The 14,789-nt window shown below is 60.4% G+C and carries 13 protein-coding genes; 7 read left to right on the forward strand and 6 right to left on the reverse strand.

The window, feature by feature from the left end:
• Nucleotides 1-52: 52 nt before the first annotated feature.
• The gene (gene clpS, locus WIR04_RS11715; RefSeq protein ID WP_005325410.1) at nt 53-370 is read right to left on the reverse strand and encodes an ATP-dependent Clp protease adapter ClpS; all 318 of its coding nucleotides are present in this window, start codon (nt 368-370) and stop codon (nt 53-55) included.
• 228 nt (nt 371-598) lie between these two features.
• On the opposite strand from clpS, the gene cspD reads away from it, so the two are divergent.
• A complete protein-coding gene (cspD, locus tag WIR04_RS11720) occupies nt 599-817 on the forward strand; it encodes a cold shock-like protein CspD (RefSeq protein ID WP_005300025.1) in 219 nt (72 codons plus the stop codon).
• Nucleotides 818-943: 126 nt separating this feature from the next.
• On the opposite strand, the gene asd is transcribed toward cspD, so the two are convergent.
• On the reverse strand, nt 944-2,056 hold the full coding sequence (gene asd / locus WIR04_RS11725) for an aspartate-semialdehyde dehydrogenase (protein WP_338887059.1): 1,113 nt from the start codon (nt 2,054-2,056) through the stop codon (nt 944-946).
• A gap of 329 nt (nt 2,057-2,385) precedes the next feature.
• On the opposite strand from asd, the gene sugE reads away from it, so the two are divergent.
• On the forward strand, nt 2,386-2,700 hold the full coding sequence (sugE, locus tag WIR04_RS11730; protein ID WP_025326753.1) for a quaternary ammonium compound efflux SMR transporter SugE: 315 nt from the start codon (nt 2,386-2,388) through the stop codon (nt 2,698-2,700).
• 80 nt (nt 2,701-2,780) lie between these two features.
• Here sugE and WIR04_RS11735 read toward each other — a convergent pair whose 3' ends face one another.
• Nucleotides 2,781-3,479, reverse strand: a complete 699-nt coding sequence (locus WIR04_RS11735) for a B3/4 domain-containing protein (protein ID WP_338887062.1) — start codon at nt 3,477-3,479, stop codon at nt 2,781-2,783.
• Between the two features lie 310 nt (nt 3,480-3,789).
• On the opposite strand from WIR04_RS11735, the gene ycaO reads away from it, so the two are divergent.
• The 3 genes from ycaO to pflB all read left to right on the forward strand — a co-directional run bounded on the left by ycaO (nt 3,790) and on the right by pflB (nt 9,104).
• Nucleotides 3,790-5,550, forward strand: coding sequence for a 30S ribosomal protein S12 methylthiotransferase accessory factor YcaO (ycaO, locus tag WIR04_RS11740; protein WP_338887064.1), 1,761 nt, complete (start codon nt 3,790-3,792; stop codon nt 5,548-5,550).
• 381 nt (nt 5,551-5,931) lie between these two features.
• On the forward strand, nt 5,932-6,780 hold the full coding sequence (focA, locus tag WIR04_RS11745; protein ID WP_025326750.1) for a formate transporter FocA: 849 nt from the start codon (nt 5,932-5,934) through the stop codon (nt 6,778-6,780).
• Between the two features lie 41 nt (nt 6,781-6,821).
• Nucleotides 6,822-9,104 (forward strand): formate C-acetyltransferase, encoded by a 2,283-nt coding sequence (gene pflB / locus WIR04_RS11750; protein ID WP_025326749.1) that lies wholly within the window; start codon nt 6,822-6,824, stop codon nt 9,102-9,104.
• A gap of 122 nt (nt 9,105-9,226) precedes the next feature.
• Here the strand turns inward: pflB and phnX are convergent, their stop codons facing one another.
• The 3 genes from phnX to phnW are packed head-to-tail and all read right to left on the reverse strand — an operon-like array spanning nt 9,227 to nt 12,595.
• The gene (gene phnX / locus WIR04_RS11755) at nt 9,227-10,066 is read right to left on the reverse strand and encodes a phosphonoacetaldehyde hydrolase (RefSeq protein WP_338887067.1); all 840 of its coding nucleotides are present in this window, start codon (nt 10,064-10,066) and stop codon (nt 9,227-9,229) included.
• Nucleotides 10,059-11,456, reverse strand: coding sequence for an aspartate aminotransferase family protein (locus WIR04_RS11760; RefSeq protein ID WP_338887069.1), 1,398 nt, complete (start codon nt 11,454-11,456; stop codon nt 10,059-10,061). Before WIR04_RS11760 ends, phnX begins: the two co-directional genes overlap by 8 nt.
• Entirely contained in the window at nt 11,456-12,595 is a 1,140-nt protein-coding gene (phnW, locus tag WIR04_RS11765) for a 2-aminoethylphosphonate--pyruvate transaminase (protein ID WP_338887071.1), read from the reverse strand. The genes WIR04_RS11760 and phnW overlap by 1 nt, the downstream gene beginning before the upstream one ends.
• A 229-nt stretch (nt 12,596-12,824) precedes the next feature.
• Here phnW and phnR point away from each other — a divergent pair, with 229 nt between their 5' ends.
• Nucleotides 12,825-13,532, forward strand: coding sequence for a phosphonate utilization transcriptional regulator PhnR (phnR, locus tag WIR04_RS11770; protein WP_338887073.1), 708 nt, complete (start codon nt 12,825-12,827; stop codon nt 13,530-13,532).
• Nucleotides 13,533-13,666: 134 nt separating this feature from the next.
• Nucleotides 13,667-14,686 (forward strand): putative 2-aminoethylphosphonate ABC transporter substrate-binding protein, encoded by a 1,020-nt coding sequence (locus WIR04_RS11775; protein WP_338887075.1) that lies wholly within the window; start codon nt 13,667-13,669, stop codon nt 14,684-14,686.
• Nucleotides 14,687-14,789: the final 103 nt, after the last annotated feature.

Genomic DNA, 14,789 nt, shown 5'->3' on the forward strand with positions numbered 1-14,789 from the left:
CCCCTCAGTACAGCAACAATGCGGTGTCGTTATCGCCATCAAGTCATCAGATTCAAGCCTTTTCCATGGTACATAGCAGTGGATGTTCGTTATTACGTGAATAGGTGTTGACCTGGACCACTTTGGTCTCGGCAATCTCGGCGGTAAATGTGCCGCAGACTCCCTTACCACTATAATGCACGCTCAGCATGACCTGAGTCGCCTTCTCCAGATCCATACCAAAGAACCTTTGCAGCACCTCCACCACGAACTCCATCGGTGTGTAGTCATCGTTGTTCAAGACGACCTTGTACATGGGTGGCGGTTGCAGCTTCGTTTTCTCTGCTTCTGCAATCTCTTCATTAGCAAAGAGTTCTTTCTGCTTGCTCATAGTTGCGCTTTGGTACCTCTAGATTACTACCGTCTCGCTCAAGATTGTCAATAGACTTGTTAACCAGATCACATCGGTTGTTAACAACTTCTTGACTCGCTTAAAAGTTGGACTAGATTGGTTACTTGCTAATCGGCGCCCGTCTGCTACGGGGTGATGCTCTAGTTATATAAGGCTGGCGCAGGTTACTCAACGACTTCAGGGTAATCAATAAAAGGATGTAGATGTATGGCAACCGGAACAGTCAAGTGGTTCAACAACGCAAAAGGATTTGGGTTTATCTGTCCGGAAGGCGGTGGTGAAGACATCTTCGCTCACTACTCCACGATTCAAATGGAAGGTTACAAGACCTTGAAAGCGGGTCAGGCAGTCAACTTTGAACTGCAGCAGGGGCCGAAAGGAAATCACGCCTCTGTCATCGTGCCAAACGAAGCACAGAACATGTAAGAGTCAAACTGGATAAATTAAAAAACGGCATCCCGCAAGGATGCCGTTTTTTTATGTCGCTCGCTGCACCGACACAATAAGAAAGGCCAGGCCTTCCTTATTGTGTGCTCTTGCAAGCTATCCCTGTCAGCGGGCCAGCAGGATGTTGAGCATGCGGCGCAGCGGCTCGGCGGCGCCCCACAGCAGCTGGTCACCCACGGTGAAGGCGGCCAGGTATTCCGGGCCCATGTTGAGCTTGCGCAGACGACCGACCGGGATGTTGAGAGTGCCGGTAACGGCGGCCGGGGTCAGCTCCCGGGCCGTAACGTCGCGATCGTTCGGGATCACCTTGACCCAGTCGTTGTGAGCGGCCAGCAGGGCCTCGATCTCGGGGAGCGGCACGTCTTTCTTCAGCTTGATGGTGAAGGCCTGGCTGTGGCAACGCAGGGCGCCGATCCGCACGCAGAGGCCATCCACCGGAATGGCGGCATCTTCAATGCCGAGGATCTTGTTGGTCTCGGCCTGACCCTTCCACTCTTCGCGGCTCTGGCCGTTGTCGAGCTTGGTGTCGATCCAGGGGATGAGACCACCGGCCAGCGGCACACCAAAGTTGTCCACCGGCAGGGTGCCAGAGCGGGTTTTCTCGGTGATCTTGCGCTCGATGTCGAGGATGGCGGAGGCAGGATCCGCCAGCTCTACCGCCACTTCGTCGCGCAGCAGCCCCATCTGGGTGACCAGCTCGCGCATGTGGCGCGCGCCACCGCCCGATGCGGCCTGATAGGTGGCCACACTCACCCACTCAACCAGATCGCCCTTGAACAGGCCACCCAGGGCCAGCAGCATCAGGCTGACGGTGCAGTTGCCGCCGACGAAGGTCTTGATCCCCTTGTCCAGCGCCTCGTCGATCACGTCGCCGTTGACCGGATCCAGGATGATGACGGCATCTTTCTCCATGCGCAGGGAGGAGGCGGCATCAATCCAGTAACCCTGCCAGCCGGAGGCCAGCAGACGGGGGTAGACATCCTTGGTGTAGTCGCCACCCTGGGCGGTGATGATGATCTCCTGTGCGGCCAGCGCCTCGATATCGAAGGCGTCCTGCAAGGTACCGGCATCGACGCCGAAATTGGGGGCGGCCTCACCGGCCTGGGAGGTGGTGAAGAAGGTGGGTTGAATGCGGGCAAAATCCTTCTCTTCCTGCATCCGGCTCATCAGTACCGAACCCACCATGCCACGCCAACCGACCAAACCTACTTTTTTCATAATTTCCTACCCTGGATAGCTGCTGTAAAAATGAAGTCTCATACGCCGTGATCCCTTGCCGGACGCGGGTCCGTTCACAAATTGGCCACAAGCATGATGTGTAATTAATGCGTCTGTCCACATTACGGATTGTGGCGACGGGCGCAAGTCGAATTGCGCAATAATCTGTGTCATTTGCCGCAATAACCATGGGTTCCGGGCTACCGCGCCTGGCGGACTCCCTATCGGTCAGGCATCATGAAGCCCGACTGGCAACCACTGCCCCCTGGGGACGACCCCAAGGCCTTCTTGACTCGCAGGGACGACCCTGCCCCGCGTGGAATACTCATATGCCCTGGTTACTCCTGCTACTGGCCGGCCTGTTCGAGGTCGCCTGGGCCATCGGCCTCAAGTACACCGACGGTTTCAGCCGTCCCCTCCCCACCCTGCTGACCCTCTCTGCCATGGGGGTGAGCGTGCTGTTGCTCGCCATGGCGGTCAAACAACTGCCACTTGGCACCGCCTACGCGGTCTGGACCGGCATAGGCGCGGTCGGCACTGTGTTGATGGGGATCTGGCTGTTCAACGAGCCGGCCACCCTGGCCCGGGTGCTTTGCCTGCTGCTGATCATCGGCGGTATCCTGGGGCTCAAGTTTATCGGCTGATAACGAGATGGAAGCGTAGTCCCGCGGCGCCCCACCGGCGCGTATAAAAATGGCCACCCAGGGTGGCCAATATGTTTTCCTCATGCTCCGTCGGGGTTTCCTATCAATACGCTCTCTATCCGGGCGCCCGGCATCATCTGCCTCAACCCCTCGATCAGCCGATCACCGGCCTCCTGCAGCGCCGCCAGCGGCATTTCAGGCAAGCTTTCCAGGATGAACCACATCTGCCCGGACTCGGCGCTGAGCCGGGTTCTGGTCCCCTGACGCCAATTCCAGCGGCGACAGGTCACGCCTCTGTCATCACACCAGACCACCTCGCCAGGTTCGGGGGTCTCGTGGGCAGGGGCCCCCTCCTTCATGGTGTCAAACAGTTCGGTGCCATCGGCAATGATCAACCGGGGCGACCCCTCATAAGCGGTGAGATCCTCCCCACCGACGGGGATGGCGTATTCGATGCTGATGGCGTTGTAGAGATCGACGACGGGATCGATGCAAGGCAGGCTGCCCTCCCGTTGCACCCGCTTGAGCAGCGCTTGTGCCGAACAGGGGGTCCGCTGGGGCTTGGCACCGAAGCGTTTGAACACCTCGCCCCAGGCGGACAGATGATCCTGTGCCCAGGGCGCACCGCCCGCCGCAACGGATTGACAGGCCCGCGCCAGCGCTTGTGCGCCGACGTTGCGATCGACCATGGTGGCCCCGTCGACCTGGATGCTCAGGGCCCGGAATCCCGGGGCCAGCCTGGTCACCCTGGTATCAATCTGTGGTGTCATGAATGGCATAGCAACTCCCAATAAATGATCCGTGGCGAAGGCGATAACGGTAGACGAGGCCAAGTGGCCCATGCCCGGAGGGCACGCGCGCGATGCTTGTCACCACGAGGAAACAAGTCGGGCCCATGATGGACTGCGGCATGACATAAAAAAAACTACTTTTTCTTAATGTTGTTCAGGAGAGCTAATAACTCAGACCATGCCGGCCACCGACGGCAACCTGACCCGCACCTGGAAGGGGATTGTCCTGGCCGCTTTTCCCGCCACTCATGCTATTATCTGCGACCGAACATGAGCCATTAAAAATCAGGATATTGTGATGACCGACCACACTTTTATTCCCGGCAAGGACGCGGCGCTGGAAGACTCCATCGAGCGGTTCCAGACCAAGTTGCAGGCCCTGGGATTTGATATCGAAGAGGCCTCCTGGCTCAACCCCGTGCCCAACGTCTGGTCCGTGCACATCCGGGACAAAGAGTGCGCCCTCTGCTTCACCAACGGCAAGGGAGCCAGCAAGAAGGCGGCCCTGGCTTCGGCCCTGGGGGAGTATTTCGAGCGTCTCTCCACCAACTACTTCTTCGCCGACTTCTATCTGGGGGAGCAGGTTGCCAATGGCGACTTCGTCCACTACCCGAACGAGAAGTGGTTCCCCATCGAGGGTGACCAACTGCCCGCCGGCCTGCTCGACAGCTTCACCCGCAAGTTCTACAACCCGGATGGCGAAGTGACTGCCGACATGCTGGTGGATCTGCAATCCGGCAACGAAGAGCGCGGCATCGTCGCCCTGCCCTTCGAGCGTCAGTCCGATCATCAGACCGTCTATATCCCGATGAACATCATCGGCAACCTCTATGTCTCCAACGGCATGAGCGCCGGCAACACCAGGAACGAGGCCCGCACCCAGGGCTTGTCCGAGGTGTTCGAGCGCCACGTGAAGAACAAGATCATCGCCGAAGCCATTAGCCTGCCCGAGATCCCGAGCGAGGTGATCGCCCGCTACCCCGGCATCAAGGCCTCCATCGATGCACTGGAAGCCGAAGGCTTCCCCATCTACAGCTTCGATGCCTCTCTGGGTGGCCGCTATCCGGTCATCTGCGTGGTGCTGCTCAACCCGAGCAACGGCACCTGCTTTGCCTCCTTCGGCGCCCACCCGCGCTTCGAGGTGGCCTTCGAGCGGACCGTCACCGAGCTGCTGCAGGGCCGTGGCCTCAAGGATCTGGACGTCTTCGTGCCGCCGTCATTCGACAACGAGCAGGTGGCTGATCACCACAATCTGGAGACCCACTTCATCGACTCCTCCGGCCTCATCAGCTGGGACCTGTTCAAGCAGGAAGCCGACTTCGAGTTTGCCGACTGGGACTTCCGCGGCAGCTCCCAGGAGGAGTTCGATCACCTGATCGGCATCTTCCACGAGCTGGAGCAGCCGGTCTACATCGCCGACTACGAGCACCTGGGCGTCTACGCCTGCCGCATCCTGGTGCCGGGCATGTCCGACATCTATCCGGTCGAGGATCTGCTGCTGGCCAACAACACCATGGGCGCCCACCTGCGGGAAACCATCCTGGCCCTGCCGTCCCTGGAGTGGGACGCGGAGCAGTACATGGCACTCTTTGATCAGCTGGATGAAGAGGGTCACGACGAGCGCACCCGGGTGCGCGAGCTGCTTGGCATCGCCGCCGCCAAGGGCACGGCCCTGCATACCCTGCGGGTGGGCGAGCTCAAGGCCATGCTGGCGCTGGCCGCCGGTGAGCTGGAAAGCGCGCTGGATCTCATCGACTGGACCATGGAGTTCAACCAGTCGGTGTTCCCGGCGGATCGCGCGAACTACTACCGCGCCCTGCGCGCCTGCGTCGAGCTGTTCCTGGATGAAGAGCGTGACCCCGAGCAGTACCGCCCGGTGTTCGCCCGCATGTTCGGGGAAGAGACGCTGGCGCAGGCCTGGGCCCATGCCCGCGGCGAGGCTCGTTTCCACGGGCTGGAGGCGGCCGATCTGTCCCTCTCCCAGTTCCCGCTGCATCAGAAATTGCTCGCGGCCTACGAGAAACTGCAAAAAGCCAAACGAATCCATACATGGAACTGATATGCTAGTGTGACGAAGGGGCCTGATGGCCCCTTCTGTTTTATGGGCTACGCTTTGGCGGGCCCTTACTCAAAGATGAAATAAATAACAAAAAATACCTCTTAGGGGGTTGTCAAATTGAGGTTCATCATGTTCGGGAGGCGTAAAGGTGCATTGCCGGTGCTTTTTTTGATGCGAAAGATATAAATTCTTAAAAATCATAAGATTAAAAACAGACCCATTTCTGTTTCACCTGAAACCTGGTGTAAAGTCAAGCTTCCAGGTGAAGAAAAAACCTGTAGTAAAATTACATTCACAATCTGTAATTCTTGATCGGAGTCAATTTTGGGGATCAACCCCTTTGTTATGATTTCCACAGGCAAAATATGCAGGTACTGAGAATTGAAAGCAGAATCTCCCTTTGATTGTCTGAAGCCCGAAGCCATAGCCGCGCTGGCAGAAGACATTACCTATGCCAAGGCAACCAAGCCCGCCCACAAGGTCATTCCTCTGGCCATCACGGCAGGTGCTTTCATCGCCATCGCATTCGTGTTCTATATCACCGTCACCACGGGATCGAGCGGCATGGCCTGGGGAATGTCCAAGCTGGTCGGCGGTCTCTGTTTCTCCCTCGGTCTCATTCTGTGCGTACTGCTCGGTGCCGAGCTCTTCACCTCCACCACCCTTACCCTGGTGGCCAAGGCCGCCAACCGCATCAGCTGGGCTCAGCTGTTCAAGAACTGGGGTCTGGTCTACTTCGGCAACCTCATCGGCGGGCTTATCATAGTTGCGCTCATCATCATGTCGGCCGAATACACGGCGGCGGATGGTCAGTGGGGGCTGAATGCCATGAAAGTGGCCCAGCACAAGATCCATCACAGCTTCTTCGAGGCCCTGGCCCTTGGCATCCTCTGCAACCTCATGGTGTGTCTCGCCGTGTGGATGGCCTTTGGTGCCCGCACTGCCACCGACAAGGTGATGGTGATGCTGCTCCCCGTCGCCATGTTCGTGGCCTCCGGCTTTGAGCACAGCATCGCAAACATGTTTATGATCCCGGTCGGCATCGCCATCCATGCGGTAGCAGGCCCGGAATTCTGGCAGGCCATCGGCCAGGACCCGGCCACCTTCGCCGACTTGACCGTATCCAACTTCGTCCTAAACAACCTCATTCCGGTCACCCTTGGTAATATCATTGGTGGCGGCGTCATGGTTGGTCTGACTTACTGGTTTATCTTCCGTCGCCATCATTAAGGATGGCGGCAGACACATAAATACCTTGAGAGGTAATGAAAATGGCAGAACTTAACGAACAGTTCCAAAAAGCATGGGAAGGCTTCGCGGCCGGTGAATGGCAGACCTCTGTCAACACCCGTGACTTCATCCAGAAGAACTACACCCCGTATGAAGGTGACGAGTCCTTCCTGGCTGGCGCGACCGAAGCTACCACCAAGCTGTGGGACAAGGTCATGGAAGGGATCAAGATCGAGAACCGCACTCACGCGCCGGTCGATTTTGATACCGACCTGCCCTCCACCATTACCGCTCACGATGCCGGCTATATCGATCAGAGCCTGGAGCAAATCGTTGGTCTGCAGACCGACAAGCCGCTCAAGCGCGCCATCATCGCCAACGGCGGTATCAAGATGGTCAAGACCTCTTGCGAAGTCTACGGTCGTCAACTTGACCCCATGGTCGAGAAGATCTTCACCGAGTACCGCAAGACTCACAACCAAGGCGTGTTCGACGTTTACACCAAGGACATCCTGAACTGCCGTAAATCCGGCGTCATCACCGGTCTGCCGGATGCCTACGGCCGTGGCCGCATCATCGGTGACTACCGCCGTGTTGCCCTGTACGGTATCGACTTCCTGATGGCCGACAAGCTGGCCCAGTTCAAGTCCCTGCAGGCCGACCTGGAAAACGGTGTCAACCTGGAAGCCACCATCCGTCTGCGCGAAGAGATCTCCGAGCAGCACCGTGCCCTGGCCCAGATGAAGGTGATGGCCGCCAAATATGGCTGCGACATCTCTGTACCGGCCAAGACCGCCAAAGAAGCCGTGCAGTGGACCTACTTCGCCTACCTGGCGGCAGTCAAGTCCCAGAACGGTGCCGCCATGTCCTTCGGTCGTACCTCCAGCTTCCTGGACGTCTACATCGAACGTGACCTGAAGAAAGGCCTGCTGACCGAGCAAGAAGCCCAGGAGCTGATGGACCACATGGTCATGAAGCTGCGTATGGTTCGCTTCCTGCGTACTCCTGAATACGATTCACTGTTCTCCGGCGACCCCATGTGGGCAACCGAGACCCTGGCCGGTATGGGCGTTGATGGCCGTACCCTGGTCACCAAGAACAGCTTCCGTATGCTGAACACCCTGTACACCATGGGCCCGTCCCCTGAGCCGAACCTGACCATACTGTGGTCCGAGAAGCTGCCGGTCGGTTTCAAGAAGTACTGCGCCAAGGTATCCATCGAGACCTCTTCCGTTCAGTACGAGAACGATGACCTGATGCGTCCGGACTTCAACAACGATGACTATGCCATCGCTTGCTGTGTGTCCCCGATGATCGTCGGCAAACAGATGCAGTTCTTCGGTGCCCGTGCCAACCTGGCCAAGACCATGCTGTATGCAATCAACGGCGGCATGGACGAGAAGCTCAAGATCCAGGTCGGCCCGAAAACCGAAATGGTCAAGTCCGAGTACCTCGACTACAACGACGTGATGGATCGTCTGGATCACTTCATGGACTGGCTGGCCAAGCAGTACGTCGCCGCCCTGAACATCATCCACTACATGCACGACAAGTACAGCTACGAAGCCTCCCTGATGGCGCTGCACGACCGTGACGTCTATCGCACCATGGCTTGCGGCATCGCCGGTCTGTCCGTGGCAGCCGACTCCCTGTCTGCCATCAAGTACGCCAAGGTCAAGCCGGTTCGTGACGAAGATGGCGTTGCCATCGACTTCGAAATCGACGGCGAGTACCCGCAGTTCGGTAACAACGACGCTCGCGTCGATGACATCGCCTGTGACCTGGTCGAGCGCTTCATGAAGAAAATTCAGAAGCTGAACACCTACCGTGGTGCCGTGGCGACCCAGTCCGTGCTGACCATCACCTCCAACGTGGTGTACGGCAAGAAGACCGGTAACACCCCGGATGGCCGTCGCTCCGGTGCGCCGTTCGGCCCGGGTGCCAACCCGATGCACGGTCGTGATCAGAAGGGTGCTGTTGCGTCCCTGACTTCCGTCGCCAAGCTGCCGTTCGCCTACGCCAAAGATGGTATCTCCTATACCTTCTCCATCGTACCGAACGCCCTGGGCAAAGACATGGAAGCCCAGAAAGCCAACCTGGCCGGCCTGATGGATGGTTACTTCCACCATGAAGCCAACCTGGAAGGTGGTCAGCACCTGAACGTCAACGTGATGAACCGTGAAATGCTGCTGGACGCCATGGAAAACCCGGAGAAATATCCGCAGTTGACCATCCGCGTATCCGGTTATGCCGTTCGCTTCAACTCTTTGACCAAAGAGCAACAGCAAGACGTCATCACCCGTACCTTCACCGCCTCTCTGTAATAGCGTCTCGGTGAACAAAAACCGGCGCCAAGGCGCCGGTTTTTTTATGTCTGCTCTTCAGGGCTCAGGGGCTTGCAAGGCCGATGACAACCCAAGCCTCCCCTTCCCTCTCACCACCTTGTTCAGGGCCGCTCCCCTGCCGCCAGACGGCGATTGATATCGGCGATGACGGGGGCTATGTCGGCCAGGGTATCGATCACATAGTGGGCACCCGCCCCCCGCAGCTTGGCCTCTGCCGGTGCGCGCCGGGCGGCTATCTCCACCTCGCTCATGGCATCAAATTCTTCCCAGGTGGCACCGAACTCGTTGCCGGAAACCGACAGACCTACGGTCCACATACCGGCGTTCAGCCCCTCGCTGATACCCGGCACGGCGTCATCGACCTTGATGCAGCGATGCACTGCACTCACTCCCAGCTCAATCAGGTTGGCCAGCGCCATCCAGGGGCCGGGGCGCCCACCGGCCTTGAGATCGTCGGTGGCAACCCAGTGATCGGGGCGATAGCCGTGATCGGCCGCCGCCGGTACCAGCGCCTCCATCACCGGGCGGGGATAGCCGGAGCAGGAGCCAATGCGCAGCCCTTTTGCTCGCAGCCCATCCAGCACCGGCAGCACGCCCGGGATGGGGGCGGCGAAGCGGGTCACGGCGGCAATCTGCAGCGGCATAAAGGTGTGATAGAGGTGGTCCACCTCGGCGTGGCTCATGGGGTGGCCGAAGCGGGCCTGCCAGCGCGCATCCACCGAGGAAAGACGGCCCAGGGCGGCGATATGATCCCACTTGCCAAGGCCCATGGGCTGGCGCGCTTCCTCCAGGCTCACGGGGAAGTCATAGGCGCGGGCGAAGGCCTCGACGAAGATGGAGGTGGGGGCGAAGGAGCCAAAATCGACGACGGTGCCGGCCCAATCGAGGATCAGTGCCTCCACATCGGTGCTCGGGTCTGCGGCAATCTGCAAGTCAGTCATGGTGATGTTCCTGTTTCGGTGAAAGGGCGATCTCGCCAAGGGCGTGATCGAGAATGTTGATGGCGCGCACCAGATCGGCGCGGGCGATGTTGAGCGGGGGCGAGAGCTGGATGACATTGCCCTGGGAGACCTTGAAGCTGAGCCCAAGCGCCAGACAGCGGTAGAGCAGCCGCTCGGCGGCTCGGCTATTGCGCGCTCGACTCTGGTGATCGACCACCAGATCCAGCGCCCACAAGAGGCCGATGCCGCGCACCTGACCGATCAGCGGGTGGCGCTCGGCAAGCGCCGCGAGCTCGCGCGCCATAAAGCGGCCATCCTCCTGCACCTTGGCCAGCAGCCCCTCTTCACGGATGGTGGCTATGGTGGCGAGGGCCGCCGCGCAGCCGATGGGGCTCTTCTCGTGGGTGTAGTGACCGAGCGAAATAGCCGCAGCCTGATTGAAACGATCCCGGGTGATAAGCGCGGCAAAGGGCACTACCCCGCCCCCCAACCCCTTGCCGAGACAGATGATGTCCGGCTCTATGCCAAACTCCTCGAAGCTGAACCAGTGGCCGGTGCGCCCCAACGCATTGGGGATCTCGTCGACGATCAGCAGCACCTTGTGGCGATCGCAGATCTCCCGCACCCGCCGCCAGTAGGCCTTTGATGGCACCTGCACATCGGTGTTGCGGATGGGCTCGGCGATAAAGGCACCAATGCCCCCCTCCTTCTCGATGACGTACTCCAGATAATCGGCGTAGTGCACGTCATCCTCTTCCCCGCGATACCAGACACCGCGATAGCGGGTGGGGGGGGCAATGCGCTCCACCCCGGCCATCAAGGGGCCCATGCCCGCGCGAAAACAGGCCTCGCCACCGACCGAGATGGCATCGAGGGAGGCGCCGTGAAAGGCATCCCACAGGGACACCACCTTGCTGTTGCCGGTGATAAAGCGGGCGAGCTTCAAGGCAATGCCCACCACCTCGCTGCCGCCGGGGGCGAACAGCACCCGGTTGAGATCCCTGGGAGCCAGCTCGGCCAAGGTGCGGGCGCAGTCGATGGCGACCTGATGGGTGTAGCGGCGGGGCGCGAACGGCAGATCGGCGAGTTGCTGCTGCACCGCGGCCACCACCTTGGGGTGGCCGTGGCCCAGCTGATGGACGCTGTTGCCGTGAAAATCGAGGTAACGCTCGCCCGATACGCTGGTCAACCAGCTCCCCTGCGCGCGCTCAAGCAGATCGAGACAGGGGGTGGAGAGCGCCTGATGGAGGAAGTAGCGGCTATCCTCCGCCAATCCCGCCTGCACCGCCTCGCTCTGGCCTGTCCACCAGCGTGCCCGTCCCTCCCCCAGATTGATGTCCCCTTCGCTGTCGGCCCGGCCGCTGCACTGAAGAGCATCGCGCATCATCATCACGCCTCCCCTTGCCAGTAGCAGGCGCTGGCCATGGCGGCAAGCAGGGCACGCACCCGCTCTGGGGTCACGTCGCCGATATTGCCGATCCGGAAGCAGTCAGCCTGGGAGACCTTGCCCGGATAGATGACAAAGCCCTGCTCCTTGAGCCGCTGATAGAAGTCGGCGAAGCGGTAGTCCGGGTGAGCCGGGGAGTAGAAGGCGGTGATGATGGGGGATTGCCACTGCTCGGGCAGCAGCGGCGCAAAGCCGAGTTCAGCCATCCCCGCCACCAGAATGCGCTGGTTCTCGCTGTAGCGCTGATGGCGGGCGGCAATGCCCCCCTCCTCTTCCAACTCGCGCAGCGCCTGGGCAAAGGCGAGCACTGTGTGGGTGGGCGAGGTAAAGCGCCACTTGCCCCCCTGCTGCTCCATGGTCTGCCACTGGGCATGCAGGTCGAGGGAGACCGAGCGGGCGCGACCGGCGCAGGCCGTCAGCGCGGCGCGACGGGCGATGACGAAGCCAAAGCCCGGCACCCCCTGAATGCACTTGTTGGCGGAGCTGATGAGAAACTCGATGCCAAGGCGCCCCATGTCGATGGGGATACCGCCAAAGCTGCTCATGGCATCGACGATAAGGCGAATGCCGCGGCGCTGGCAGAGTTCAGCCACCTCTTCAAGGGGGTTGAGCATGCCGGTGGTGGTTTCGCAGTGCACCATGGCCAGATGAGTGATCTCGGGGTGGCGCACCAGCATGGCGTCGATGGCGGCAGGCTCGGGGCGAGTGGTCTCGCCGCAGTCGAGCTCATGGTGGCGCAGGCTGAGGCAGCGGGCCATCTCCCCCATGCGAGCGCCGTAGGCGCCGTTGTTGATGATGAGCAGACACTCGTCGGCACCGATGGCCGACCCCAGCACGCTCTCCACCACATAGCTGCCGCTCCCCTGCAGCAACACGGCGCTGTAGTCACTTTCATATTCCGGGCCAGTGGCCAGCCGCACCAGCTCGCGGCGGATGGGCTCCACCACGCCGAGGTTGTAGTCCGCATCCCAGGTGCAACTGTCTTGCAGCATGGCGGCGCGCACAGTGGCGGTGGTCGAGAGGGGGCCCGGGGTCAGCAGCAGGTAATCGACGGCGGCGGGGGCCGCAGGAATATGGGTCATGACTTCGCTCCTTTTGGTATATACCAGAATGAGCGCATTGTGGGTAACTGCCCCGTCAAGGTCAAAGGGGTGGGGCCATGTGCAACAAAAAATTCATTTTCGGCGCCGGGATCGCGATAATCTAGGAAGCCTGAACAACAGGGGCAACACTGGTATCTACCAACGCATTATATCGCCTCCATTTAGCGACCAACCCGGTGCCCCAACCACTGCCCAGCCAAGGATTTTCATGAGCAAACCCCAATACCTGCAGATCAAGGATGCCCTCGCCAACCAGATCCTGGCGGGGGGCTTGGCCCCCAACGACAAGCTCCCCTCCGAGCGGCTGCTGGGGGAGCTTTACGGCACCACCCGGGTCACCATCCGCGAGGCGCTGGTGCAGCTGGAGGCCAACGGCCTTATCTATCGGGAGGATCGCCGCGGCTGGTTCGTCACCCCGCCGCGCTTTCGCCTCAATCCCAGGCGCACCTCCAACTTTCACCAGATAGTGCGGGAGCAAGGGGGCGAGCCGCGCACCGAGCTGCTGGAGAAAAGCCGCCAGGCGGTGCCGCCGGCGTTGATGGCACGGCTGCAGCTCAAGCCGTTCGACAGCCTGTTTCTGCTCAAGCGGCTGCGCTATGCCAACGGGCGCGCCATCTGCTATTGCGAAAACCACTGCCTGCCAGAGCGGGTGCCCGGTCTGCTGGAGCTGGATCTTGCCGGCAGCCTGACCGAGATCTACCAGGCCCATTACGATCTTCACTACGCCCGCATGCAGGTGCGCTTCTTCCCCACCGCCCTGCCGGATGAGGTGGCCAAGGCGCTGGGGGCCACCGCCGGGCTACCCGCCCTGCGCCTGGAGCGGCTCAACTTCGATCAGCACGGTCGGGTGCTCGACTTCGATCTGGAGTACTGGCGCCACGACAGCCTGGAGATAGAGGTGGATACCCAGGATTAGGAACAGACAAGTTAAGTACGGCAAATCGAGTGCGGCAAAACGTCACTGAGCCGTCACCGTACCGTCATAAAGTTCCCCTAGCCTCTGCTTCGACCAATCTGGTTTATACCAAGCCAACCAAAATGGAGAAGAGGATGAAACAGGGAACCCATTTGCTGGCCGCCGCCGTGCTGGCCGCCATGACAACCCCGGCACTGGCCGCGACCGATCTCACCGTCTACACCGCCTTCGAGCCGGAGCAGCTCGGCGAGCTGAAGACGGCGTTTGAGCGCCAGCACCCGGATATCAACATCAAGTGGGTGCGCGACTCCACCGGGGTGGTCACCGCCAGGCTGCTGGCTGAAAAAGCCCAGCCCAAGGCCGACGTGGTATGGGGACTGGCGGCCACCAGCCTGATGCAGCTCGATCAGCAGCAGATGCTCAATGCCTATGCACCGAAAGGGCTGGATAAGCTCGACAGCCGCTTTCGCGACAGCAAGGCCGAGCCCCACTGGATCGGTCTGGACGCCTTCTTCAGCGCCATCTGCTTCAACAAGGTAGAGGCGGAGAAACAGGGGATCCCGGCCCCCACCAGCTGGGCCGACCTCACCAAGCCCATCTACAAGGGCAAGGTGATCATGCCCAACCCCAGCTCCTCCGGCACCGGCTACCTGAGCGTCGCCGGCTGGCTGCAGACCATGGGCGAAAAGCAGGGCTGGCAATTTATGAACGGCCTGCACCAGAACATCGACCGTTACACCCACTCGGGCTCGGCCCCCTGCAAGCTGGCTGCCAGCGGCGAGACGGTGATCGGCATCTCCTTTGACTTCCCGGCCACCAGCCTCAAGGCCAAGGGGGCCCCCATAGAGGTGGTGTTCCCGAAAGAGGGTTCGGGCTGGGACATGGAAGCCGCCGCCATCATCAAGGGCACCCCCAAGCTGGAGGCCGCCAAGCAGCTGCTCGACTTTGCCGCCACCGAACAGGCCAACGCCCTCTACAACAAGTCGTTCGCAGTGGTCGCCATCCCTGGGGTCGCCCAACCGAGAGCGGGCTATCCGGCAGATATCAAGGGGCAAATGATCGACAACGATTTTGCCTGGGCTGCCCGCGAGCGCAACGCCATCCTGACCCAGTGGAGCGCCAGCTTCGACGGCAAGTCGGAAGCCAAACAGTAACAGTGACAGGAGCGGTTTGTGCACCCCAGACAAACCGCTGCCAATAAACTGCTTGTCGAAGGCCAACAGCTGTTGGCCTTCGCTTTCTGGGTTTCGCTCCCTG

Source organism: Aeromonas rivipollensis (genome assembly GCF_037811135.1).
Taxonomy (GTDB): domain Bacteria; phylum Pseudomonadota; class Gammaproteobacteria; order Enterobacterales; family Aeromonadaceae; genus Aeromonas; species Aeromonas rivipollensis.

Coding starts and splice junctions, on each gene's coding strand:
- clpS (WP_005325410.1), bottom strand. CDS start 370: ATGAGCAAGCAGAAAGAACTCTTTGCTAATGAAGAGATTGCAGAAGCA.
- cspD (WP_005300025.1), top strand. CDS start 599: ATGGCAACCGGAACAGTCAAGTGGTTCAACAACGCAAAAGGATTTGGG.
- asd (WP_338887059.1), bottom strand. CDS start 2,056: ATGAAAAAAGTAGGTTTGGTCGGTTGGCGTGGCATGGTGGGTTCGGTA.
- sugE (WP_025326753.1), top strand. CDS start 2,386: ATGCCCTGGTTACTCCTGCTACTGGCCGGCCTGTTCGAGGTCGCCTGG.
- WIR04_RS11735 (WP_338887062.1), bottom strand. CDS start 3,479: ATGCCATTCATGACACCACAGATTGATACCAGGGTGACCAGGCTGGCC.
- ycaO (WP_338887064.1), top strand. CDS start 3,790: ATGACCGACCACACTTTTATTCCCGGCAAGGACGCGGCGCTGGAAGAC.
- pflB (WP_025326749.1), top strand. CDS start 6,822: ATGGCAGAACTTAACGAACAGTTCCAAAAAGCATGGGAAGGCTTCGCG.
- phnX (WP_338887067.1), bottom strand. CDS start 10,066: ATGACTGACTTGCAGATTGCCGCAGACCCGAGCACCGATGTGGAGGCA.
- WIR04_RS11760 (WP_338887069.1), bottom strand. CDS start 11,456: ATGATGATGCGCGATGCTCTTCAGTGCAGCGGCCGGGCCGACAGCGAA.
- phnW (WP_338887071.1), bottom strand. CDS start 12,595: ATGACCCATATTCCTGCGGCCCCCGCCGCCGTCGATTACCTGCTGCTG.
- phnR (WP_338887073.1), top strand. CDS start 12,825: ATGAGCAAACCCCAATACCTGCAGATCAAGGATGCCCTCGCCAACCAG.
- WIR04_RS11775 (WP_338887075.1), top strand. CDS start 13,667: ATGAAACAGGGAACCCATTTGCTGGCCGCCGCCGTGCTGGCCGCCATG.